Origin of the sequence: Bradyrhizobium sp. cf659 (genome assembly GCF_900113725.1) — a bacterium.
Lineage (GTDB): Bacteria > Pseudomonadota > Alphaproteobacteria > Rhizobiales > Xanthobacteraceae > Bradyrhizobium.
The window spans coordinates 165,643-186,580 of sequence record NZ_FOQJ01000007.1; the positions used below are offsets into that span (position 1 = coordinate 165,643).

Genomic DNA, 20,938 nt, shown 5'->3' on the forward strand with positions numbered 1-20,938 from the left:
GATCCTGTCCCCCTATTCCGCCGGCTGCAACACGCCCGGCCGCTTGGTCCCGACCTCGTCGAGCGGCAGATCCAGCACCTCTTCGAACTCGACGATGTTGTCGATCTCCGTGCCCATCGCGATGTTGGTGACGCGCTCGAGAATGAACTCGACCACCACCGGCACACGGTGCTTCGCCATCAGCTCGCGCGCGGTCGCGAACGCGGCCTGCGAGTCCTTGGGATCGGTAACGCGGATCGCCTTGCAACCGAGGCCTTCGGCGACAGCGACATGGTCGACACCGTAGCCGCCGAGCTCGGGCGCGTTGATGTTCTCGAAGGAGAGCTGGACGTGGTAGTCCATGTCGAAGCCGCGCTGGGCCTGACGGATCAGGCCGAGATAGGAATTGTTCACGACGACGTGGATGTAGGGCAGGTTGAACTGCGCGCCGACCGCGAGCTCCTCGATCAGGAACTGGAAGTCGTAGTCGCCCGACAGCGCGACGATGTCGCGATCCGGGCACGCCGCGCGCACGCCAAGGGCTGCCGGCAGCGTCCAGCCGAGCGGGCCGGCCTGCCCCGCATTGATCCAGTTGCGCGGCTTGTAGACGCCGAGGAACTGCGCACCCGCGATCTGCGACAGGCCGATCACGGTGACATAGGCGGTGTCACGGCCAAAGGCCTTGTTCATCTCCTCATAGACGCGCTGCGGCTTGATCGGGACGTTGTCGAAATGGCTCTTGCGCAGCATCGAGCGCTTGCGATCGCGGCAGGCCGCGGGCCACGCCTGGCGCTCGCGGAGCCTGCCTGACCGGCGCCACTCCCTGGCAACGGCGACGAAAAGCTCGAGCGCGGCCTTGGCGTCCGAGACGATGCCGAGATCAGGATTGAACACCCGGCCGATCTGCGTCGGCTCGATGTCGACATGCACGAAGGTGCGGCCCTTGGTGTAGGTCTCGACCGAGCCGGTGTGACGGTTGGCCCAGCGGTTGCCGATACCGAGCACGAAATCGGATTCGAGCATCGTGGCGTTGCCGTAGCGGTGGCTGGTCTGAAGGCCGACCATGCCGGCCATCAGCACGTGATCATCGGGGATCGCGCCCCAGCCCATCAGCGTCGGCACGACGGGCACGTTGGCAATCTCGGCGAATTCGACCAGGAGATCGGAGGCGTCCGCGTTGATGACGCCGCCGCCTGCGACGATCAGCGGCCGCTCGGCCGCATTGAGCATCTCCAGCGCCTTCTCGACCTGCTTGCGCGTCGCGGCCGGCTTGTAGACCGGCAGCGGCTCATAGGTCTCGTCGTCGAACTCGATCTCGGCGAGCTGCACGTCGAGCGGCATGTCGATCAGAACCGGTCCGGGCCGGCCCGAGCGCATGACGTGAAACGCCTGGCTGAACACCCGCGGCACCAGCGCCGGCTCGCGCACGGTCACCGCCCACTTGGTCACTGGCTTTGCGATCGACTCGATGTCGACGGCCTGAAAGTCTTCCTTGTAGAGCCGCGCGCGCGGCGCCTGCCCGGTGATGCAGAGGATCGGAATGGAATCGGCGATCGCCGAATAGAGCCCGGTGATCATGTCGGTGCCGGCCGGCCCCGACGTGCCGATGCAGACCCCGATATTGCCGGCCTTCGCCCGCGTATAGCCCTCGGCCATGTGCGAGGCGCCCTCGACATGCCGCGCCAGGATGTGGCGGATCGAGCCGCGCTTCTTCAGCGCCGAATAAAGCGGATTGATCGCCGCCCCGGGAACACCGAAGGCAGTCGAGATGCCTTCCTTCTCCAGAATTCGCACGGCCGCATCGATAGCTCGCATCTTCGCCATATCGGACCTCGCTCAAATTGCGTCAGCGAGCGAGATCATCGGGCGCTCAGAAGCCGATCTCAACGAGATCGGTTTTATTTTCCACGATGCGGCAGCCGTGGAAAAATCGTGGGCGTCTCAATCAGTTAGATCGAGACATCCGTGAAAGCGCTCACTCGAACAACGGCGCCAGTTCCATCTGCGGCACCAGCACGAGGCCCTTGTCGGTGATGCGAATTTCCGGAATGACCGATAGCGGAATCAAATTGAAGCCCATGTAGGGGATGGTGCAGCCGGCTTCCGCCCATTCCTTCTTCAGCACCTTGACCTCTTCGGCCACCTCCGTGACGCGCTTGTCGGACAAGAGCCCCGCGATCGGCAGCGGCACCAGCGCCATCACCTTGCCGTCGGCGACGACGCAGACGGCGCCTTGCTGCTCTTTGATCGCGGATATCGCGGCCTGCATGTCGCCCTCGTTGGTTCCGGCAACGATGATGTTGTGGCTGTCATGCCCGACGCTGGAGGCGACCGCGCCGCGCTTCAGGCCAAAATCCTTCAGCAGGCCATAGGCGACATTGCCGGCCGATTTGCCGTGGCGCTCGACCACCGTGACGAAGCACAGGCCGTAGCGCGCGAACAGCGACGGCCAGTCCGTGGCCGGCTCGATTGCGACCTTCTCGTGGATCAGCGTGATGCCGGGCAGCGCGGTCTTGATGGCGTTGACGGTGCAGGCCTTGGCCGGCAGCTCCGGCGTCAGCTTCATCTTTTCCGGCAGCTTCACGGTCGCATAGGCCGCCTTCGGATATTGATAGCGCTGCGACAGCGCCTGATCGAGACGCGGCGTGATCTTGCGATCCTCCACCACGAGCTCGCCGCCATACCAGGTGCATTGAGGCTTGAGCTGATCGTCCATCAGCACGAGATCGGCGCGGCGGCCGCCGCCGAGCCCGCCGATATCGCCCTCCATGCCGAAGCGCGTGGCGCCGTGCAGCGAGCCCATCGACCAGGCCTGCTCCGGCGACATTCCGGCCTTCACCGCCTCGCGCACCACCCAGTCGAGGCCGAACAGCAGGAGATCGTCGGCGTCGCGATCGTCGGTGCACACGGCGGTGCGCTTGTGCGAGGCCCCGAGCTCGGTGATCGTCCGGATCGCCTGCGGCAGCGAGTGCCAGGGCGTGGTCGGCGGGCCGCCGCGCAGGAACACCCAGACGCCGGCATCGAGCAGATCGTCGGCGATGTCGCGATCAATCGCCTCGTGGGTGTCGGTGACGCCACTCGCCGCATAGGCCGCGACGAACTCGCGGCCGTAGACGTGGCCGGACACCGGGCGGCCGCGCTTCAAGGCGGCGGCGAGGATCGCGTGGCTGCGCTCGTCGCCCATCGTCACAGGCACGAAATCCATCTTCTCGCCGAGCGCCACCGCCTCGGGCCAGCGGTCGAACAGGCCGGCGATCTTGTCGGGCGTGAGGTCGCCGCCCGCGGTCTCAAGCTCCGCCGACGTGGCCGGCACGGTCGACGGCACCGTCAAAAAGATCGAGAGCGGCGCCTCGCGCGCGTCCTCCAACATCGCCTCGACGCCGGCGACGTCCATGACGTTGCCGATCTCGTGGCTGTCGCAGAAGATCGTGGTGGTGCCGTTCAGCAGTGCGGCCTCGGCATAGGCGCAGGCCGTCACCATCGAGGATTCGATGTGGATGTGGGGATCGACCAGCCCCGGCGCGATGATGCCGCCGGCCGCGTCGTAGGTCGCGACGCCGCTCCACGCCTTCTTGGCTGTTCCGGCCGGCTTCACCGCGGCGATACGGCCGCCCGTAATCCAGACCTCGCGGTTCGCGTGGATGCGCTCCGAGTAGGTCGAGAGCACCCGGGCCCCCGTGACCACGAGATCCGGGACGACGCGCCCGGAGGCGACATCGGCCAGACGCCGGGTCATCGAATGCAGCGGTGCGACGGCGAAGCGGGTAAGTCTGGTCATCGGGACCCTCGCGTGGCGTTACGGCCCCGCGATGGTTACGCCCCGCGCCATAGCGGGCAAGCGCAAATATAACGGCAGGCCCTGCTTACGCCTTAGGCGCCGAGCCGCCCGCCGCCCCCGCCCGTGCAGGCCTGCGCGGGTTCCGCCTTCTCGGCGGTGCTGCGGCAGCGGGCTTGACCCGAATCCGCATCGACCGGCCCTTTGACTCGTCGATCTCGAACGAGTTCGTCTTTCGGACGAGGTCGCTCAGCTTGCGGAACCCGAACGTTCTCGGATCGAAATCCGACGCCAGGTTGGCGAGCTGCCGCCCGACTTCCCCGAGCGCGACCCAGCCGTCCTCGCTCTCCATCTGGGTGATGACCTTCTTGATGATGGGGGTCGCGGCATCAGGCGGCTGAAGCGATGTCGATCTCGCGGCGGCGTCCTGGGTGGTCGCCGGGGCGGCAAGCAGGTTCTCGGTGTAGACGAACCTTCGGCAGGCCTGCCTGAAGCTTTCCGGCGTCTTCTGCTCGCCGAACCCGAAGACATCGACGCCCTGCTCCCGGATGCGGGCGGCCAGACGGGTAAAGTCGCTGTCTGAAGACACCAGGCAGAAGCCGTCGAACCGGCCGCTGTGAAGCAGATCCATGGCGTCGATGACCAGGGTTATGTCGGACGCGTTCTTTCCCGTCGTATAGGCGAATTGCTGCTGCGGGATGATGGCGTGCTTCGACAGGATGTCGGCCCAGCCTCTCGATCGCGCATTGGAGAAGTCGCCGTAGATGCGGCGAACGCTGGCCTCGCCGATCTTGGCAATCTCCTCGAACAGGCCATCCGCGATCTTTGCAGAGGCGTTGTCGGCATCGATCAGGACGGCGAGACGGGGCGAGCGAAGTTCCGACGGCATGGCGTTTCCTCAACGGGATGGACGCAGCATTCAAGGACGCGCGCGCCGGGACGGCTAGTCCTCGTTCGCCTTGAAGCGCCCCATCCCCTTCAGCACGAATGGGGCCAGCAGCGCAACCAGCGCGATGCCGAGCAGCGTCGCCGAGATCGGGCTCTGGAGCAGCGTCATGGGATCGCCGAGGCTGATCGCGAGCGCCCTGCGCAACTGGCTCTCGGCGATCGGGCCGAGGATCAGGCCGACGACCACGGGCGCGATCGGAAAATCGAACCGGCGCATCAGGAAGCCGAGCACGCCGAAGCCGGCCAGCATCGACAGTTCGACCACCGAGGGCTTTGCCGCGATGGTGCCCATGGTCGCGAAGACGAGGATGCCGGCATAGAGCCATGGCTGCGGGATCGCGAGCAGCCGCACCCACAGACCAACCAGCGGCAAATTGAGCACCAGCAGCATGCAATTGGCGATGAAGAGACTCGCGATCAGGCCCCACACGAGGTCAGGCCGCTCGGCGAACAGCAGCGGCCCCGGGTTGAGGCCGTATTGCTGAAAGCCCGCCAGCATCATCGCGGCCGTCGCCGAGGTCGGCAATCCCAGCGTCAAGAGCGGCACCAGCGTTCCGGCGGCCGAGGCGTTGTTGGCGGCCTCCGGTCCCGCGACGCCTTCGATCGCACCCTTGCCGAATTCTTCCGGGTACTTCGTCAGCCGTTTCTCGGTCGAATAGGACAGGAAGGTCGGGATCTCCGCGCCGCCCGCCGGCAGCGCGCCGATCGGGAAGCCGAACATGGTGCCGCGCAGCCACGGCTTCCACGACCGCTTCCAGTCTTCCTTCGTCATCCACAGCGAGCCGCGCACCGGCTCGAGCTTCTCCTCGGCGTGGTGGCGGCGCGATGCGACGTAGAGCGCCTCGCCGACTGCGAACAGACCGACCGCAAGCGTCGTCACCTCGACACCGTCGAGCAACTCGGGGACGCCGAACGCGAGCCGCGCCTGACCGGTCAGCTTGTCGATGCCGACGAGGCCGAGCGTCAGGCCGATGAACAGGCTGGTGAGGCCGCGGATGGGGGAATCGCCGAAGGTCGCCGACACCGTGACGAAGGCAACGCACATCAGCGCGAAATAATCCTCGGGGCCGAAGCGCACGGCGAAATCGACCAGCCACGGCGCGAGAAAGGCGAGCCCGATGGTGGCGATGGTACCGGCGACGAAGGAGCCGATCGCTGAGGTCGCGAGCGCCGGCCCGCCGCGGCCGGCCTTGGCCATCTTGTTGCCTTCGAGCGCGGTCGCCATCGAGGCGCTCTCGCCGGGCGTGTTGATCAGGATCGCGGTGGTCGACCCGCCATACATGCCGCCATAATAGATGCCGGCAAACATGATCAGCGAGCCGCCGGGATCGAGCTTGTAGGTGACAGGCAGCAGCAGCGCGACCGTCAGCGCCGGGCCGATGCCGGGCAGCACGCCCACAGCCGTGCCGAGGAACACGCCGATCAGCGCGTACAGCAGGTTCATCGGCTGGACGGCGACCGCCATGCCGTGCGCCAGCGCCGCAAAAGTGTCCATCACAACAGTCGCTCCAGGGGGCCGGCGGGAAGGCTCAGCGTCAACAGCCGGTCGAACGCGAGATAGATGAGGGTCGACATCACGAGGGCGATGACGGAGTCGACGAGGACGGCACGGCGTCCGAAGGCCGCCGACGTCGTGACGAACAGCGCCGACGTCGCCAGGATGAAGCCGCCGCCGAAGCCGATGATGGCGATCAGGAGCGCAAGGCCGACGAGGATCAAGACCACAGGCACAGGATCGGCGCTCTCGCGCGCCGGCAGATTGCCGCGCAGCGCGTCGATGAGATTGCCGATCGCGAGCAGCGCGAGGCCGGTGGCGATCACGACCGGCATCGCCTCCGGCCCCATCCCGTACATTGCGGTGGACTGCAGCCCGCGCGCGTCCCAGACCAGCACCGCGGCGAGACCTGCGAGCAATGCGGCGATGACGATGCCGGCGCGATCGACGCGCCGCGGCGGCTGGGCCGGATCGCCTGAGGTCATGACTTGACCAGGCCGACCGATTTCAGCACGTCGGTGACGCGCACGGTTTCCTTCTTCAGGAAGTCGGCGAAGGCGTCGCCGCCGAGATAGGCGTCCTCCCAGCCCTTCTGCTTGAGGATCTCCTTCCAGGCGTCGGACTTCACCATCTTCTCGACCGCATCGCTCAAGGTCTTGCGCTGCTCCGGCGTGATGCCGGGAGGCGCGACCACCGAACGCCAATTGGCGATCACGAGGTCGATGCCTTGCTCCTTGAAGGTCGGGATGTCGCTGCCTGCGATGCGCTTCTCCGAGGTCACGCCGATCGCGCGCAGCTTGCCGGACTTGATCTGCCCGTCATATTCGCTCATCCCCGAAATGCCCGCGGTGACCTTGCCGCCGAGGATCGCCGCCAGAGACTCGCCGCCGCCGGAGAACGGGATGTAGTTGATCTTCTTCGCATCGGCGCCGACGGCGCCGGCGAACAATGCCGCCATCACATGGTCGACGCCGCCGGCCGAACCGCCGGCGAAGGTCACCTTGGCGATATCGGCCTTCACCGCGGCGGCCAGATCCTGCGCCGTCTTGATGGGCGAATTCGCCGGCACCACGATCACCTGGATTTCCTCGGTGAGGCGCGCGATCGGCGTCACCTGCTCGAGCGTCACCGGCGACTTGTTCATGGCGAGCGCGCCGACCATGACGAAGCCGTTGACCATCAGCTGGTTGCCGTCGCCCTTGGCGCCGTTGACGAACTGCGCGATGCCGACGCTGCCGCCCGCGCCGGGGACGTTGGTGACCTGCACGCTGCGCGCGACGCCGGCGGCGACCAGCGCCTGCTGCATCGAGCGCGCGGTCTGGTCCCAGCCCCCGCCCGGTGCCGCCGGTGCCATCAGCTTGAGCTCGAGCTGCTGGGCGAAGGCAGGCGTGGCTGCCGCAAGGGTCAGCGCGACGGCTGCGCCGACAAGGCGCGCGGGATATCGAAACATGAGGGCATTCTCCGGGCTCGTGCGGACGTTGCTGATCAGCTGCCGCATTGTGTCGTTTGGTCGCATATCAGCCAAAACGGCCGATGCTGTCCAGCGACGGCGCCCGTATTCCTTCAGCGGGAGTTCGGCATCACCCCGCCGAGCGCGACCGTCAGCTCACCGGCGACATCGCGCACAATTTGCCCGATTTCCGGCAACCTGTCGTCGGTCAGACGGCTGGTCATGCCGGAGACGGAGATCGCCGCCAGCGGCTCGGCGCAGTCGCTGTAGACGACTGCGGCAATACAGCGCAGGCCCATGCAGGCCTCTTCGTCATCGATCGCAAAGCCCTGCTTGCGGATCTTTTCGAGCTCCTTGAACAGGTCGCTCGGCCGCACGATCGATTTCTCGGTCAGGCGGGGCATGCCGTGATGGCGGATGACGGCGCCGACGTCCTCGTCCGAATAGGTCGCGAGCACCGCCTTGCCGACGCCTGACGTCACCATGGCGACGCGGCCGCCGACCTGGGTCAGCGAGCGCATGATCTCGCGGCTCTCCATGCGGGTCAGCACGATGATGAACTCGTCGTCGACGACGGCGAGATTGGCGGTCTCGCGGGTGAGATCGCGCAGCTTGCGCAAATAGGGAATGGCCTGTGTGGAGAAATTGCGCCGCCGCGCAAAGCTGGCGCCCACCGTGAAGCTACGCACGCCGACATGCCATTTGGATTCGGCGCGGTCGAACTGAACGAAGCGGCGGCTTTCCAGCGTTGCCAGCAGGCGGTGGACGGTGGAGGCCGACAGGCCGGTGCGCACGGCGAGGTCGCTGAGGCGATAGCCTTCGTCGTCTTCGGCCAGCGTCTCGAGGATCGACAGCGCGCGATCGACGGACTGCACGCCGCCGTCGCGCGCGTCATGGTCGGCCTCCGCAGGCGACCTGGGCTCGAGCGATTTGCGCCGGATCACGTTCTTGCTCATCGCGACCTAACCGTTCTCCCTCGCCCCGCTTGCGGGGAGAGGGTCGGGGTGAGGGGGAGCTTCCACAAGGACGGTGAGAGGTGGACTCGCGGAGAGTCCCCCTCACCCGAATTCGAGCTTTGCTCGAATTCGGCCTCTCCCCGCAAGCGGGGAGAGGCGAACGTCATCTCAGAGCAGCCCTGCCCCGCGCGCCCACTTGTACTTGGCGCCCAACACCTCGACCGGCAGCTCGGTCGAATAGGCGTAGGCCGGGATACCGTTCTGGTAGAGATATTCGGCGGCTTCCTCGACCTCGACGTCGCCGGCGAGCGAGGCCACGATCGGCTTCACGAAGCCCTTGGCCTCCATCTCCTTCTTCACCTCGACCATGTTGCGGGCGAACACCATCGGCGGCGTGACGATGGTGTGCCAGTAGCCGAGGATCAGCGAATGGATGCGCTCGTCCGACAGGCCGAGCTTCACCGTGTTGACATAGGTGATCGGCGGCTCGCCGCCGGTGATATCCACAGGATTTCCGGCAGCGCCAAACGGCGGGATGAACTTGCGGAAGGCCGCGTCCAGATCCGGCGGCATCGACATCAGCGACAGGCCGTTGTCGACGCAGGAGTCCGACAGCAGCACGCCCGAGCCGCCCGCACCGGTGATGATCAGTACGTTCTCGCCCTTCGGCGTCGGCAGCACCGGCACGCCGCGGGCGAATTCGAGCAGCTGCCGCAAGCTGCGGGCGCGGATCACGCCGGACTGCGCCAGGACGTCCTCGTAGATCTTGTCGTTGCCGGCGAGCGCGCCGGTGTGCGAGGACGCCGCCTTCGCGCCGGCCGAGGTGCGGCCGGCCTTGAGCACGACGACCGGCTTCTTCTTGGAGACACGCTTGGCGGCTTCCGCGAAGGCGCGGCCGTCCTTGAGGTCCTCGCAGTGCTGCGCGATCAGGTTGGTGTTGGGGTCCTGCTCGAAGAAGGCGAGCAGATCGTCCTCGTCGATGTCGGACTTGTTGCCGAGGCCGACGATCGCCGAGACGCCCATCTTGGCCGAGCGCGAGAAGCCGATGATGGCCATGCCGATGCCGCCCGACTGCGACGACAGCGCCGCGTGGCCCTTGACGTCATAGGCGGTGCAGAAGGTCGCGCAGAGATTGGCGGGCGTATAGTAGAAGCCGTAGATGTTCGGCCCCATCAGGCGGATGTCGTACTTCTTGCCGACCTCGACGATCTCGGCCTGGAGCTCCGGCGCGCCGGCCTCCGCAAAGCCCGACGGAATCAGCACCGCACCCGGGATCTTCTTCTCGCCGCATTCGGTCAGCGCTGCTGCCACGAACTTCGCGGGAATCGCGAACACCGCGGTGTCGATCACACCCGGCACGTCCTTGACGCTCTTGTAGGCCTTGTAGCCGAGGATCTCGGCGGCCTTGGGATGGATCGGATAGATGTCGCCCTTGTAGCCGCCGTTGATGAGGTTCTTCATCACGGAGTTGCCGATCTTGCCGTCCTCGGCGGAGGCGCCGACCACGGCGACCGCCTTCGGCTGCATGATGCGGCTCATCGCCGCGACGATCTCTTCGGTCGGGCGCGGCTTCGGCTTGGGCTTGTAGGCGAAGTCGACGACGATGCGGACGTCGGCCGCGATCGCGCTCTTCGCCGTCGCGAACACCGGATTGAGGTCGAGCTCGACGATTTCAGGGAAATCGGTGACGAGCTGCGAGACCTTGACGATGACGTCGGCCAGCGCCGTACGGTTGACCGGCTCGCCGCCGCGCACGCCCTTCAGAATCTCATGGGCCTGGATGCCGTCGAGCATCGACAGCGCGTCTTCCTTGGTCGCGGGCGCGAGGCGGAAGGTGATGTCCTTCAGCACTTCGACCAGCACGCCGCCGAGGCCGAAGGCGACTAGCTTGCCGAACGAGCCGTCGGTGATCGAGCCGACGATGACCTCGGTGCCGCCGGCCAGCATCTGCTGCACCTGGACGCCCTCGATCTTGGCGTCGGCCTTGTACTTCCTGGCGTTGCCGAGAATGGTCTCGTAGGCCTTCTCGGCGTCCTCGGCCGTCTTGAGGCCGACGATGACGCCGCCGGCTTCGGTCTTGTGGAGAATGTCCGGCGAGACGATCTTCATCACGACCGGGAAGCCCATCGAGGACGCCATCTTGCCGGCCTCGCCCGCCGACTTCGCCACGCCCTCCTTCGGCACCGGAATGCCGTAGGCGTCGCAGACCAGCTTGCCTTCCGGCGCCGTCAGGCTGGTGCGATTGTCCGCCTTGACCTGGTCGAGCACCTTGCGGACGGCATCTTTGGAATTGGACATGTGGCTTCTCCCTTGACCTAGTTCGTTCTTTGCAAAGCGCGCGCGTGTTGCGGCTGCCCGTGATGCTTGCCATTCGCCGCGCTCTGTTCCATGCGGCGGAACGGAGTGGCATAAAGCCTGAGATTACTCCGCCGGCTTGGATCAAAAATGGCTGGCGATGGCATTTGGTATGCCAGAAGCCAATTTGTCAAGCTGCGGCACCCCCTGGAATGCCGCAAAAAATAGGCAGCTTGACATTCTGGCATGTGGTATGCCAAAAACTTTCCAGTTAATAATCCTGTAAAAGACGACTCCCACTGGAGGAGATTCGTCGTGTCACTACGGAAACCAACCAAGGCGTTGCCGAACATGGCCGAGGCAGATATCGCAATCGTTCGTATTGCCCCGGAGAGCAGCTTCAAGAACAAGGCGTATGACGCCTTGAAGGAAGCCATCCTCAAGATGGACATCTATTCGACGCCCGAGCCGGTGATGCTCGACGAGCGTGCACTGTCCGAGCGCCTGGGTGTCAGCCGCACGCCGATCCGCGAAGCCATCGCGATGCTCGAGCAGGACGGTTTCGTGAAGACGGTTCCGCGCCGCGGCATCATGGTGGTGCGCCGGACCAAGAGCGAGATCGTCGACATGATCCGCGCCTGGGCGGCGCTGGAGAGCATGGCGGCCCGCCTCATCACCACCACCGCGCGCAAGAAGGACATCACGGCGCTGCGCGACTTCTTCAAGGACTTCGGCAAGGACCGCCTGCCCGAGGATCACGTCGAGGAATATTCACGCGCCAACATCGCCTTCCACCAGGCGCTGATCTCGCTGTCGGAATCCCCCGTGCTGGTCGATCTCACCAACGACCTGCTGCTGCACGTGCGCGGCTACCGGCAGCTGACTATCGGACGCAAGGACCGCACCGCGACCTCGCTGCCCGAGCATCTCGGCATGATCGAAGCACTGGAAGCGCGCGACACCGAGCTCGCCGAGAAGCGCGCCCGCGACCACACCCTTGGCCTTGCCGCTTACGTCGAAGCGCACGGTCAGGAACTCTTTACCTAGCAACGTTCACCAGAAGGGCGAAACATTCGCCCCAGTATTGAGACCAGGGAGACAAGGCCCATGCTGAACACCGCGACCAAGTCCGAGGCACCGGGCACCGAGCAGGAATTGACGGATGGCTTCCATCTCGTCATCGACGCGCTCAAGCTGAACGGCATCAACACCATCTATAATGTGCCGGGCATCCCGATCACGGACTTGGGCCGCATGGCGCAGGCCGCCGGCATTCGCGTGATCTCCTTCCGCCACGAGCAGAACGCCGGCTACGCCGCGGGCATTGCCGGCTACCTCACCAAGAAGCCCGGCGTCTGCCTCACGGTCTCCGCGCCCGGCTTCCTCAACGGTCTCACCGCGCTCGCGCACGCCACCACCAACTGCTACCCGATGATCCTGGTCTCGGGCTCCTCGGAGCGCGAGATCGTCGACCTCCAGCAGGGCGACTACGAGGAAATGGACCAGCTCGCGATTGCGAAGCCCCTGTGCAAGGCGGCCTATCGCGTGCTGCACGCCCAGGACATCGGCATCGGTTTTGCCCGCGCCATCCGCGCCGCGGTCTCGGGCCGTCCGGGCGGCGTCTATCTCGATCTGCCGGCCAAGCTGTTCGGCCAGGTGATGAACGCAGAGGCCGGCCAGAAGTCGCTGGTCAAGGTGATCGACGCTGCGCCCGCGCAGATCCCCTCGCCCGCGTCGGTGAAGCGCGCACTCGACGTGCTGAAGAGCGCGAAGCGTCCGCTCATCATCCTCGGCAAGGGCGCGGCCTACGCGCAGGCCGACGAGGAGATCAAGAGCTTCGTCGAGAAGAGCGGCGTGCCGTTCCTGCCGATGAGCATGGCCAAGGGCCTCCTCCCCGACACGCATCCGCAATGCGCCGGCGCGGCTCGCTCGACGGTGCTGAAGGAATCCGACGTCGTCATGCTGATCGGCGCGCGGCTGAACTGGCTGCTCTCGCACGGCAAGGGCAAGAGCTGGGGTGAAGCGCCCAAGAAGTTCATCCAGGTCGACATCGAGCCGAGGGAAATGGACTCCAACGTCGAGATCGTCGCGCCCGTCGTCGGCGACATCGGCTCGGTCGTCTCCGCCTTCAACCAGGCGATGGCTGCGGGCTGGACCGCCCCGCCCGCCGAGTGGACCAAGGCGATTTCGTCCAAGCGCGAAGAGAACGTCGCCAAGATGGCGCCGAAGCTCATGAACAACAAGTCGCCGATGGACTATCACGGCGCGCTCGGCGTGCTGAAGAACGTGATCAAGGACCATCCCGAGGCGATCCTCGTCAACGAAGGCGCCAACACGCTCGACCTCGCCCGCGGCGTCATCGACATGTACAAGCCGCGCAAGCGTCTCGACGTCGGCACCTGGGGCGTGATGGGCATCGGCATGGGCCAGGCGATCGCGGCCGCGCTCGAGACCGGCCATCCCGTGCTCGCGGTGGAAGGCGACTCGGCCTTCGGCTTCTCCGGCATGGAGGTCGAGACCATCTGCCGCTACAACCTTCCGATCTGCGTCGTCATCTTCAACAATGACGGCATCTATCGCGGCACCGACGTCAACAGCGTCAACGCCGATCCGGCGACGACGGTGTTCGTCAAGGGCGCGCGCTACGACAAGATGATGGAAGCCTTCGGCGGCGTCGGCGTGAATGCCACCTCGCCCGACGAGCTCAAGCGCGCCGTCAACGAGGCGATGGCCTCGGGCAAGCCGACGCTCATCAACGCGGTGATCGATCCGGCCGCCGGCTCGGAGAGCGGCCGCATCGGCAACCTCAATCCGCAGAGCGTCCTTCAGAAGAAGAAGTAAGTCCTCCCCTTCAACCCATTACGCCCTGCGGGTGCAGGGGCAGACAGAGTAATACGGAGCAACACGATGACCAAAGCGCTCACGGGCGTTCGCATTCTCGACTTCACCCACGTCCAGTCCGGACCGACCTGCACGCAGCTGCTCGCCTGGTTCGGCGCCGACGTGATCAAGGTTGAACGCCCGGGCGTGGGTGACATCACCCGCGGCCAGTTGCAGGACATCCCGAACGTGGACAGCCTGTATTTCACCATGCTGAACCACAACAAGCGCTCGATCACGCTCGACACCAAGAACCCCAAGGGCAAGGAAGTCCTCACCGAGCTGATCAAGAAGTGCGACGTGCTGGTCGAAAACTTCGGCCCCGGCGTGCTCGACCGCATGGGCTTCCCCTGGGAGAAGATCCAGGCGATCAACCCGAAGATGATCGTCGCCTCGATCAAGGGCTTTGGCCCCGGACCGTACGAGGACTGCAAGGTCTATGAGAACGTCGCGCAGTGCACCGGCGGCGCCGCCTCGACCACCGGCTTCCGCGACGGCCTGCCGCTCGTCACCGGCGCGCAGATCGGCGACAGCGGCACCGGCCTGCACCTGGCGCTCGGCATCGTCACCGCGCTTTACCAGCGCACCGTCACCGGCAAGGGCCAGAAGGTCACCGCCGCTATGCAGGACGGCGTGCTGAACCTCGCCCGCGTCAAGCTGCGCGACCAGCAGCGCCTCGCCCATGGTCCGCTCAAGGAATACAGCCAGTATGGCGAAGGCATACCGTTCGGCGACGCCGTGCCTCGCGCCGGCAACGATTCCGGCGGCGGTCAGCCCGGCCGCATCGTCAAGTGCAAGGGCTGGGAGACCGATCCCAACGCCTACCTCTATTTCATCACCCAGGCCCCGGTCTGGGAGAAGATCTGCGACGTGATCGGCGAACCCGGGTGGAAGACCCATCCCGACTACGCCAAGCCGCCGGCCCGGCTGTCGCGCCTCAACGAGATCTTCGCCCGCATCGAGCAGTGGACGATGACCAAGACGAAGTTCGAGGCGATGGAGATCCTCAACAAGGACGACATCCCCTGCGGCCCGATCCTGTCGATGAAGGAGATCATCGAGGACCAGTCGCTGCGCGCGACCGGCACCTTGGTCGAGGTCGACCACCCCACCCGCGGCAAGTACATCTCGGTCGGTAACCCGATCAAGCTGTCGGATAGCCCGAGCGACGTGAAGCGCTCCCCGCTGCTCGGCGAGCACACCGACGAGATCCTGCGCTCCGTGCTCGGCTTCTCGGACCACCAGGTCGCCGACATCCACAAGTCCGGCGCGCTCGCCCCGCCGCAGAAGCAGGCCGCAGAGTAAGCGGTTCGATCAGAGACACGAAAGGCCGCCGGTTTTCGGCGGCCTTTTTGTTGGCGGCGGGAGGGACTGCATCCCGTGATCGGCACGCTTGCCGCAATGAACCAGCCGACACCGAATTAAGGACGGGTCCGGAGGAACAGATGCGGTCGCCGGCCGTTATTCTTTCGCCGGCGCGCTCTCGGAAATGCGAGCGAGCCGCCTCCACCGCGAGTGACCGAGCGCCTCGCAGAATACCTGCCCAATGCTGCAGAATTGTCCGCCTCCTCGTTCCGAGGGTGACAAGTCGATCCATCTCAGCTTGCGAGCGGGAGGCGTCGCGTCCGCCACTTGCCAGGACCACGCCCGTTGATCAAACGAGGTCGATATGTTGAGACATCAATCCTCTGATCGCGCCAAGCGTGAAGCCGACAAGGCGTTCAAGCCTGCCAACACGCACAAGCCGATGAACGACTATGCGAAGGACCAGCACGCCTTCAACGAGAACCGTGAGCGGCTGAAGGCGGAGCGGTTGGCCCGCGAGGCCAAGCCCCGCGAGGCCAAGCCGAGGGGTCGCTCCGAATAGGGAGCGGTATGAAGGGGCGCCTCACGATCGGCGCCCGCGCCTGGCCTATAGCATCGGCCTATAGCATCGAGAGCACGACGATCCCGTCTTCGAGTTCGCCGGAAGCCAGCCGTATCCGCGCGATACGCTCGAACTCCGTCCGGTACTTCTGGAGATAGCTGAAGGCCTGCTTCTGCGTCTGGAACGTGGTGGCAAGCCGGCACATCTGTCGACCCGCGCCAAGCGCGAGAAAAAAGGTGATTGTGCCGCCGTTGTCCGGCTTGATCCTAGGCACGACCCGCACTCTTTGGCATGTGACCGGCCCTCCTGGAATGATCGTCGGCGCTATCGAACCCGACTATCGCGGCGATTTCCGCGCGCGCTTCTTCGGCGTGGGCGCCGGCAACGACGCGCGAATATCTGCGTCGGCCGCTTCCTTGGCCTCCCGCAACTCGCGTAGCCGCGCCATGTTCTTGCGGAGTTCGGCAGACTGCCGTTCGGCATCTGCCATCGCCCGCGCGCCCTCTTCAGCCGCCAGGCGTTGGCGGTTGGAACGCGCGATACCTGCGGGCGAAGGTTCTGCCGACTTCCTGGCGCTCATCTTCCACCCTGCTTGGCAACGGACAAAACCCGCTCAATCCAGGGATCGAGCGGGTCGCATGGCCGTTTCAGTACATCCGTGAAACGGCACTTGAGAGCTTAGGCCAGCGAGAGATTCTCAGCGCTGACCTTGCCCCGCATCTTGTCGGTCTTGGCCTCGAAGTTGACCTTTTGGCCCTCGGCGAGACCCGAAAGACCGGCCCGTTCGACCGCGCTGACGTGAACGAACACGTCGTTGCCGCCGTCGTCGGGCTGAATGAATCCAAAGCCCTTCTGGCCGTTAAACCACTTCACTGTTCCTGTCGGCATTCTTCTTCTCCAAAGCGCGCATGCGCGTAGCCCGCGTGACGCTCACGCAGAATCGATTCAATTCGTCGATGTCTCTGGAAAAAGGAGCCCGCGGGCGCATTCAACAAGGCACAGCGGCTGAACGAATGGCGACAGGCTATACCCCATAACGGTCAGTTACAAGGCTTGGGCCGGATTTAATTGCGCGCCGGCTCCGGCGGAACGGTTGAGGCTCGCGACACTTCCGGGCGAACAGTGTGTCTTTGTGGACATACACGCGATGGGTTTGTGGTATGGTTCCTCATCACCGCCCGGCCCGTGGCTTTCATCGGTGATGAGAACGCCAGTTGCGCTCCCGCCCTATCCGAACAAGGGGAGCATTGCCATGGAACGACGTCGCTTCAAACAGAGTCAAACTCTCAAACAGCGGCTCGTCAATGAGATCGGCCGTCTGCGCGACGAGGCCCGCTCACTCCCTCCCGGCCGGCGCCGTGAGATGCTGCTGCGAAGGGTGCGGCAGGACGAGACCGCCATCCAGATCGACGCGTGGCTCAGCTCTCCGGGCCTGAGGGCGCCGACGTAACACAACAACATCGAGTCGATTTCGCGGGACAGAGCGGCGTGATCCATCCGCCAAGGCGACCGCGCCTCGGAGAGCCTCGATCCGAGCTGCGCGCTCAGCGATCTCCGCTCCCGAGCTGCTCGCGAAAAAACTGCATCACGGCCGTATTGAACTCGCGGTGGAACGCGACCCGGTCGAATCCCGCCGGCACGTCGGTGCAGATGCGCGGCACCGCCGCCGCAAGCTCGGCCGAGCAAGGCGCGAGGAAGGCAAAGTGGCCGGCCGGCACGACATGAATCTCGGGCTTGCCCGGCAATCCCTCCGCAACGCGCTCCGTGCCTGAACCATCACCGACGCCGGGCCCGCCGAACTGCGATCGCCAGAACTGGAACGGAACCTTGACGGCGGCGAGGTTCTCGCGCGTCAGGACGCCCGGCGCGGGATCAACGATGACGGCTGTGCGGATGCGCGCGTCCTGTATCGGGTCAGGCGGCGTCTCGCCATTGTGAAGCTGTGCGCAAGCGCCCGTCGTCTCCTTGCAGAAACTGGCCACCCTCGCGAAATCCGGCCTGGTCCCCATCAGCACGAAGCCGGTAGCCCCTCCGAGCGAGAAGCCGAAGAAGCCGACCTTGGCGGGATCGATCACCGCCCTGTCCTTCCAGGTGTTCAGCACGAAATCGAGCAAACGAACGATGTCCGCCGGGCGCGATCCCCAAACCGACAAGGTGTCGCGCCGCGAGGAATCGCTGAACGTGTCGCCGGGATGATTGATAGAAGCGACGACGAAGCCGGCATCGGCCAGCGCCTCCGCGGTGTCATGGTTCGCGCCGAACCACCCGCCCCGGCCGTGCGAGAAGATGACGAACGGGAGCTTTGCCCCCGAGACGGGACAATCCTTCGCGCCCTTCAGGTCGAAATCGGCACCGACCGAAAGACTGCCCAGTGCCACATGCGTCGGCTCCGCCGCGCACGGATACCAGATCGCGCCTGACAGCGCCGGATCGGCGTCGAGAAGCTGGATGCCTGCGGCCTCTAGGGGCGAGCCGAGACAACAGAGCGAAACGGCGAAAACCCAAAAGATCCTGCGCAAGGAAGCCCCCCGATCCAGCCCACGAATTGATCGGAGAACGACAACAGAATTGTGGCTTTAGTCGATCAAGCATGGACACCGGGACTGATCCCGCCAATGCCGGCAAACACGGTCAACGTCCTTGCGCACGGACGGCACGGGGCGTGCTCCGCGCCCGTCGGATGAACCGTTGATCTCTAGAGCCGTGCCGGGGGTACGATCCTGGCAAGCAGAGGCACGTTGGAGTGCCACAGCATGCAGTCGCGCGCCCGAGCGGACTGGCCGGCAGCAAGTTCGGAAAGCTGCTGCCGTGAGAACACGTGCCGCTCGCAGAAGAACGGCCGCAGCGGCGTGCGCGAAAAGAAGTTGTAGAACAGCGCGCAGCGGTCACGCGCGATCGCCGGGCGCCCACGATGGTAGTGGCTGGCGACATCCGTGAAGATCACCGTGCCGGCCTTGCCGATGCAGGTCGTCACGTCGCCGCTTTGCAGCGTCGCGCCGAGCCTCTCCTCCAGCATTTCCTGCGTCAGGACAGGAAAGTTGGCACCGTCGAGCGAGTCGCTCCCCGGAAAGCGACGGTGCAGGATTTCGAGCGGGCCGGTATCGATGTCGACATCGTGCAGGTAGACGATCATCTTGACCATCCGCCGGTCCTCGAGGTCGCGATGCCATCTGCGTGCCGCCACCTGCCTGCCGTCGGCGACGGTATAGAAGAAGTTCAGCGTGTCACATGCAGCAGGCAGGCCGAGATAGGTCTCGACGATGTCGAGGATGCGATCGTGGAGAGGCCAGCGGACGATATGCGGATGGCGCATCATGTCTTCGGCGCCGACCTGCACCGTATATTCGCCACCAAACTCGCCCCTTCCGGCGCGGCGGGAATAGGCGTCCGCAATTCCGGTCGCCGACGTCAAAAGCGCGTCCGTGCCAGGCAGATCCAGCGCTTCGAGCGAGGTGATGTAGACGCCGTTCTTTTCCAGCCCGGCGACGATTTCCGTGTCAAGCGGCGGGAGTTTGGGGAGGTACGGCCTGTGAGATGCGCGCGCCTTTTCGTAAGCCTTGTCCAATTTCCGGCTGATGGCCGGCATTCCAAGCAGTCTCGAGGCCATCTCCGCCGGCATGCCGCGGACCCGGCGCAAGGCCCGGTAACGCAGCGTTGTCTGCTTCATGTCGCAAGTCTCCTCGGTTACGATGGATGCACATCGAGATCGCCGCCGGCGCCGTACGCGGTCGGCCGGTGGCTACTCTCCGAGTTGAGCTAAAGTTCGGCTCGATCATTTCGAAGTGTGAACGGAGCGCGTCGAACGTGACTGCAAGCAGGAGACGCGGACGGCGCCAGGTCCAGGCGCGAACGCTATGTGGAGAGCGATGCCGGACGTGTTGAGAACGATCGCAGTCGTCCTTTGGTTCTCCGCCGCGCGCATGCAAGCAACGAGTTGAAAAGGATCGAGGTCAGCATGTCACTGTTGGGAAAGGCGGCCGTCGCGATGTGGTGGAACGTCCGCCCCGAGCAGCGCACGGAATTCGGCGACTGGCATTCGCACGAACACTTCCCGGAGCGGATGAGCATTGCCGGCTTCCGGCGCGGCTCGCGCTGGACCAGCACGACGGATGCGGAAGGCTTCTTCGTGCTCTACGAACTGGAGCAGTACGAAGTCCTCTCATCGCGCGGATATCTCGACCGCCTCAACGCGCCGACACCGTGGTCGACCAGGATGATGCCGCATCACCTCGGCATGGTCCGCAGCCAGTGCCGGATCGTGGCGAGCTTCGGCGGCGGCGTTGCGACCTCGCTCGCGACCGTCAGGCTCTCGCCAGCCGTCGGACGGGAGGCGGAGTTGCAGGCGCACCTCTCGGAGACGCTCGGCGCATTGGCGCATAGACCGGGACTGACAGGGGCCCACCTCCTCCTGACCGACACGCCCAGGACGAGCTCGCCCACGACCGAACAGCAGATCCGCGGCAAGGACGGCGCCGCCGACTGGATCGTGCTGCTGTCCGGTTACGATCCCGATGCGGTCGAAGGCGTTGTCGCCAACCAGCTCTCACCTTCAGCGCTTGACGCCGCGGGCGCGCGGGACAATCCGACAATCGGCCGCTACCGACTGGCGTTCACGATGACGCCGCAGGACGTCGCGGCGACATAGCCGAACGCCCCCGTCAGCCGCCCAACCCGTTCCTGGCCGCGCGAAGAATATCGTCCGACAGCTTGGGATCGTTCACGGCCCGGGCGAGCACGAGCGCCCCGACCAGGGAGGATAAGGTCGCGAGCGCCTGGTCATCGCGCCGCTTCAGCTTCGTCCCTTTATCCATCCGGCTGCTCAACCATCCGACCATGCCCTTCACCCCGGCCGTGAAACGCTCGCGCGCGCCTTTGCTCTGCTGCCGCATCTCGCAACACAAGGCCGCAAAGGGGCAGCCACTTCCCGGGTCGTCGCGGTGCTCCGCCGAGAGATACTCGGAAACATAATCATCGACAGTCGCGTCCTCACGCAGCTCCCGCCCTTTGGACGCGATCGCGTCGGCGACCGCTTCCTCGACCAGCCGCTCCTTTGAGCCGAACTGGCTGTAGAGGCTGCCGTGGGTCATCCCGGCGGCTTCGGTCAGCGCATCCACGCCGACCCCGGAGATGCCGCGTTCCCGCATCAGGCGGGATGCGGCCTTGAGAATGCGATCGCGGTTCTCGGCCGCTTTTTCCTTCGAGATGCGCATGTTGCAGACCTTTGGCCCGTGGAAAACCGGGGAGCCTTGACAAGTATAATTACGATCGTCATCTTAAGCAATGATTACGATCG

At 65.2% G+C, this 20,938-nt stretch carries 20 protein-coding genes; 6 read left to right on the plus strand and 14 right to left on the minus strand.

All coding sequences use genetic code 11. The features are described from left to right. Window positions 1-12: 12 nt before the first annotated feature. The 8 genes from gcl to BM118_RS26590 all read right to left on the minus strand — a co-directional run bounded on the left by gcl (window position 13) and on the right by BM118_RS26590 (window position 10,901). Window positions 13-1,803 carry a glyoxylate carboligase gene (gene gcl / locus BM118_RS26555; RefSeq protein WP_092188873.1) on the minus strand — a complete coding sequence of 597 codons (1,791 nt, stop codon included), beginning with the start codon at window positions 1,801-1,803 and terminating at the stop codon, window positions 13-15. Window positions 1,804-1,954: 151 nt separating this feature from the next. Continuing rightward, window positions 1,955-3,757, minus strand: coding sequence for an adenine deaminase C-terminal domain-containing protein (locus BM118_RS26560; protein ID WP_092188875.1), 1,803 nt, complete (start codon window positions 3,755-3,757; stop codon window positions 1,955-1,957). 85 nt (window positions 3,758-3,842) lie between these two features. Next, window positions 3,843-4,643 carry an NYN domain-containing protein gene (locus BM118_RS26565; RefSeq protein WP_092188877.1) on the minus strand — a complete coding sequence of 267 codons (801 nt, stop codon included), beginning with the start codon at window positions 4,641-4,643 and terminating at the stop codon, window positions 3,843-3,845. Between the two features lie 54 nt (window positions 4,644-4,697). Then, complete coding sequence (locus BM118_RS26570; RefSeq protein ID WP_092188879.1) at window positions 4,698-6,197, minus strand: tripartite tricarboxylate transporter permease; 1,500 nt, start codon at window positions 6,195-6,197, stop codon at window positions 4,698-4,700. Further along, the gene (locus BM118_RS26575) at window positions 6,197-6,682 is read right to left on the minus strand and encodes a tripartite tricarboxylate transporter TctB family protein (RefSeq protein WP_092188881.1); all 486 of its coding nucleotides are present in this window, start codon (window positions 6,680-6,682) and stop codon (window positions 6,197-6,199) included. Before BM118_RS26575 ends, BM118_RS26570 begins: the two co-directional genes overlap by 1 nt. After that, window positions 6,679-7,647, minus strand: a complete 969-nt coding sequence (locus BM118_RS26580) for a Bug family tripartite tricarboxylate transporter substrate binding protein (RefSeq protein WP_177234712.1) — start codon at window positions 7,645-7,647, stop codon at window positions 6,679-6,681. Before BM118_RS26580 ends, BM118_RS26575 begins: the two co-directional genes overlap by 4 nt. A 113-nt stretch (window positions 7,648-7,760) precedes the next feature. Then, window positions 7,761-8,603: an IclR family transcriptional regulator gene (locus BM118_RS26585; RefSeq protein WP_092188883.1), complete on the minus strand. Its 843-nt coding sequence runs from the start codon at window positions 8,601-8,603 to the stop codon at window positions 7,761-7,763. 168 nt (window positions 8,604-8,771) lie between these two features. Further along, the gene (locus BM118_RS26590) at window positions 8,772-10,901 is read right to left on the minus strand and encodes an acetate--CoA ligase family protein (RefSeq protein ID WP_092188885.1); all 2,130 of its coding nucleotides are present in this window, start codon (window positions 10,899-10,901) and stop codon (window positions 8,772-8,774) included. Between the two features lie 348 nt (window positions 10,902-11,249). Here BM118_RS26590 and BM118_RS26595 point away from each other — a divergent pair, with 348 nt between their 5' ends. The 4 genes from BM118_RS26595 to BM118_RS26610 all read left to right on the plus strand — a co-directional run bounded on the left by BM118_RS26595 (window position 11,250) and on the right by BM118_RS26610 (window position 15,645). Then, window positions 11,250-11,945, plus strand: a complete 696-nt coding sequence (locus BM118_RS26595) for a GntR family transcriptional regulator (protein ID WP_161537124.1) — start codon at window positions 11,250-11,252, stop codon at window positions 11,943-11,945. A gap of 60 nt (window positions 11,946-12,005) precedes the next feature. Then, a complete protein-coding gene (oxc, locus tag BM118_RS26600; RefSeq protein WP_092188887.1) occupies window positions 12,006-13,739 on the plus strand; it encodes an oxalyl-CoA decarboxylase in 1,734 nt (577 codons plus the stop codon). 66 nt (window positions 13,740-13,805) lie between these two features. Beyond that, a complete protein-coding gene (frc, locus tag BM118_RS26605) occupies window positions 13,806-15,083 on the plus strand; it encodes a formyl-CoA transferase (protein WP_092188889.1) in 1,278 nt (425 codons plus the stop codon). Between the two features lie 364 nt (window positions 15,084-15,447). Then, on the plus strand, window positions 15,448-15,645 hold the full coding sequence (locus tag BM118_RS26610) for a hypothetical protein (RefSeq protein ID WP_092188891.1): 198 nt from the start codon (window positions 15,448-15,450) through the stop codon (window positions 15,643-15,645). Window positions 15,646-15,703: 58 nt separating this feature from the next. Here the strand turns inward: BM118_RS26610 and BM118_RS26615 are convergent, their stop codons facing one another. From BM118_RS26615 to BM118_RS26625, 3 genes are all read right to left on the minus strand, one after another. Continuing rightward, window positions 15,704-15,928: a hypothetical protein gene (locus BM118_RS26615; protein ID WP_092188893.1), complete on the minus strand. Its 225-nt coding sequence runs from the start codon at window positions 15,926-15,928 to the stop codon at window positions 15,704-15,706. Between the two features lie 54 nt (window positions 15,929-15,982). Beyond that, complete coding sequence (locus tag BM118_RS26620) at window positions 15,983-16,225, minus strand: transcriptional regulator (protein ID WP_092188895.1); 243 nt, start codon at window positions 16,223-16,225, stop codon at window positions 15,983-15,985. Window positions 16,226-16,323: 98 nt separating this feature from the next. After that, on the minus strand, window positions 16,324-16,533 hold the full coding sequence (locus BM118_RS26625; protein WP_011085938.1) for a cold-shock protein: 210 nt from the start codon (window positions 16,531-16,533) through the stop codon (window positions 16,324-16,326). A 364-nt stretch (window positions 16,534-16,897) separates the two neighbouring features. On the opposite strand from BM118_RS26625, the gene BM118_RS26630 reads away from it, so the two are divergent. Then, entirely contained in the window at window positions 16,898-17,095 is a 198-nt protein-coding gene (locus BM118_RS26630; RefSeq protein WP_092188897.1) for a hypothetical protein, read from the plus strand. A 94-nt stretch (window positions 17,096-17,189) separates the two neighbouring features. Here the strand turns inward: BM118_RS26630 and BM118_RS26635 are convergent, their stop codons facing one another. Both BM118_RS26635 and BM118_RS26640 read right to left on the minus strand, forming a co-directional pair. Continuing rightward, window positions 17,190-18,164, minus strand: a complete 975-nt coding sequence (locus tag BM118_RS26635) for an alpha/beta hydrolase family protein (protein ID WP_092188898.1) — start codon at window positions 18,162-18,164, stop codon at window positions 17,190-17,192. 176 nt (window positions 18,165-18,340) lie between these two features. Continuing rightward, a complete protein-coding gene (locus BM118_RS26640; RefSeq protein WP_092188899.1) occupies window positions 18,341-19,312 on the minus strand; it encodes a phytanoyl-CoA dioxygenase family protein in 972 nt (323 codons plus the stop codon). 288 nt (window positions 19,313-19,600) lie between these two features. Here BM118_RS26640 and BM118_RS26645 point away from each other — a divergent pair, with 288 nt between their 5' ends. Then, window positions 19,601-20,290: a hypothetical protein gene (locus BM118_RS26645; RefSeq protein WP_092189159.1), complete on the plus strand. Its 690-nt coding sequence runs from the start codon at window positions 19,601-19,603 to the stop codon at window positions 20,288-20,290. Between the two features lie 13 nt (window positions 20,291-20,303). Here BM118_RS26645 and BM118_RS26650 read toward each other — a convergent pair whose 3' ends face one another. Next, window positions 20,304-20,855: a TetR/AcrR family transcriptional regulator gene (locus tag BM118_RS26650; protein ID WP_092188900.1), complete on the minus strand. Its 552-nt coding sequence runs from the start codon at window positions 20,853-20,855 to the stop codon at window positions 20,304-20,306. Between the last annotated feature and the right edge of the window lie 83 nt (window positions 20,856-20,938).

Bases quoted from the DNA above. Each gene is read 5' to 3' on its own strand.
- BM118_RS26560 (WP_092188875.1), bottom strand. From the start codon at position 3,757: ATGACCAGACTTACCCGCTTCGCCGTCGCACCGCTGCATTCGATGACC.
- BM118_RS26630 (WP_092188897.1), top strand. From the start codon at position 16,898: ATGGAACGACGTCGCTTCAAACAGAGTCAAACTCTCAAACAGCGGCTC.
- BM118_RS26575 (WP_092188881.1), bottom strand. From the start codon at position 6,682: ATGACCTCAGGCGATCCGGCCCAGCCGCCGCGGCGCGTCGATCGCGCC.
- BM118_RS26565 (WP_092188877.1), bottom strand. From the start codon at position 4,643: ATGCCGTCGGAACTTCGCTCGCCCCGTCTCGCCGTCCTGATCGATGCC.
- BM118_RS26585 (WP_092188883.1), bottom strand. From the start codon at position 8,603: ATGAGCAAGAACGTGATCCGGCGCAAATCGCTCGAGCCCAGGTCGCCT.
- BM118_RS26650 (WP_092188900.1), bottom strand. From the start codon at position 20,855: ATGCGCATCTCGAAGGAAAAAGCGGCCGAGAACCGCGATCGCATTCTC.
- BM118_RS26570 (WP_092188879.1), bottom strand. From the start codon at position 6,197: ATGGACACTTTTGCGGCGCTGGCGCACGGCATGGCGGTCGCCGTCCAG.
- BM118_RS26625 (WP_011085938.1), bottom strand. From the start codon at position 16,533: ATGCCGACAGGAACAGTGAAGTGGTTTAACGGCCAGAAGGGCTTTGGA.
- oxc (WP_092188887.1), top strand. From the start codon at position 12,006: ATGCTGAACACCGCGACCAAGTCCGAGGCACCGGGCACCGAGCAGGAA.
- frc (WP_092188889.1), top strand. From the start codon at position 13,806: ATGACCAAAGCGCTCACGGGCGTTCGCATTCTCGACTTCACCCACGTC.
- BM118_RS26590 (WP_092188885.1), bottom strand. From the start codon at position 10,901: ATGTCCAATTCCAAAGATGCCGTCCGCAAGGTGCTCGACCAGGTCAAG.
- BM118_RS26580 (WP_177234712.1), bottom strand. From the start codon at position 7,647: ATGTTTCGATATCCCGCGCGCCTTGTCGGCGCAGCCGTCGCGCTGACC.
- BM118_RS26595 (WP_161537124.1), top strand. From the start codon at position 11,250: ATGGCCGAGGCAGATATCGCAATCGTTCGTATTGCCCCGGAGAGCAGC.
- gcl (WP_092188873.1), bottom strand. From the start codon at position 1,803: ATGGCGAAGATGCGAGCTATCGATGCGGCCGTGCGAATTCTGGAGAAG.
- BM118_RS26640 (WP_092188899.1), bottom strand. From the start codon at position 19,312: ATGAAGCAGACAACGCTGCGTTACCGGGCCTTGCGCCGGGTCCGCGGC.
- BM118_RS26620 (WP_092188895.1), bottom strand. From the start codon at position 16,225: ATGAGCGCCAGGAAGTCGGCAGAACCTTCGCCCGCAGGTATCGCGCGT.
- BM118_RS26610 (WP_092188891.1), top strand. From the start codon at position 15,448: ATGTTGAGACATCAATCCTCTGATCGCGCCAAGCGTGAAGCCGACAAG.
- BM118_RS26645 (WP_092189159.1), top strand. From the start codon at position 19,601: ATGTCACTGTTGGGAAAGGCGGCCGTCGCGATGTGGTGGAACGTCCGC.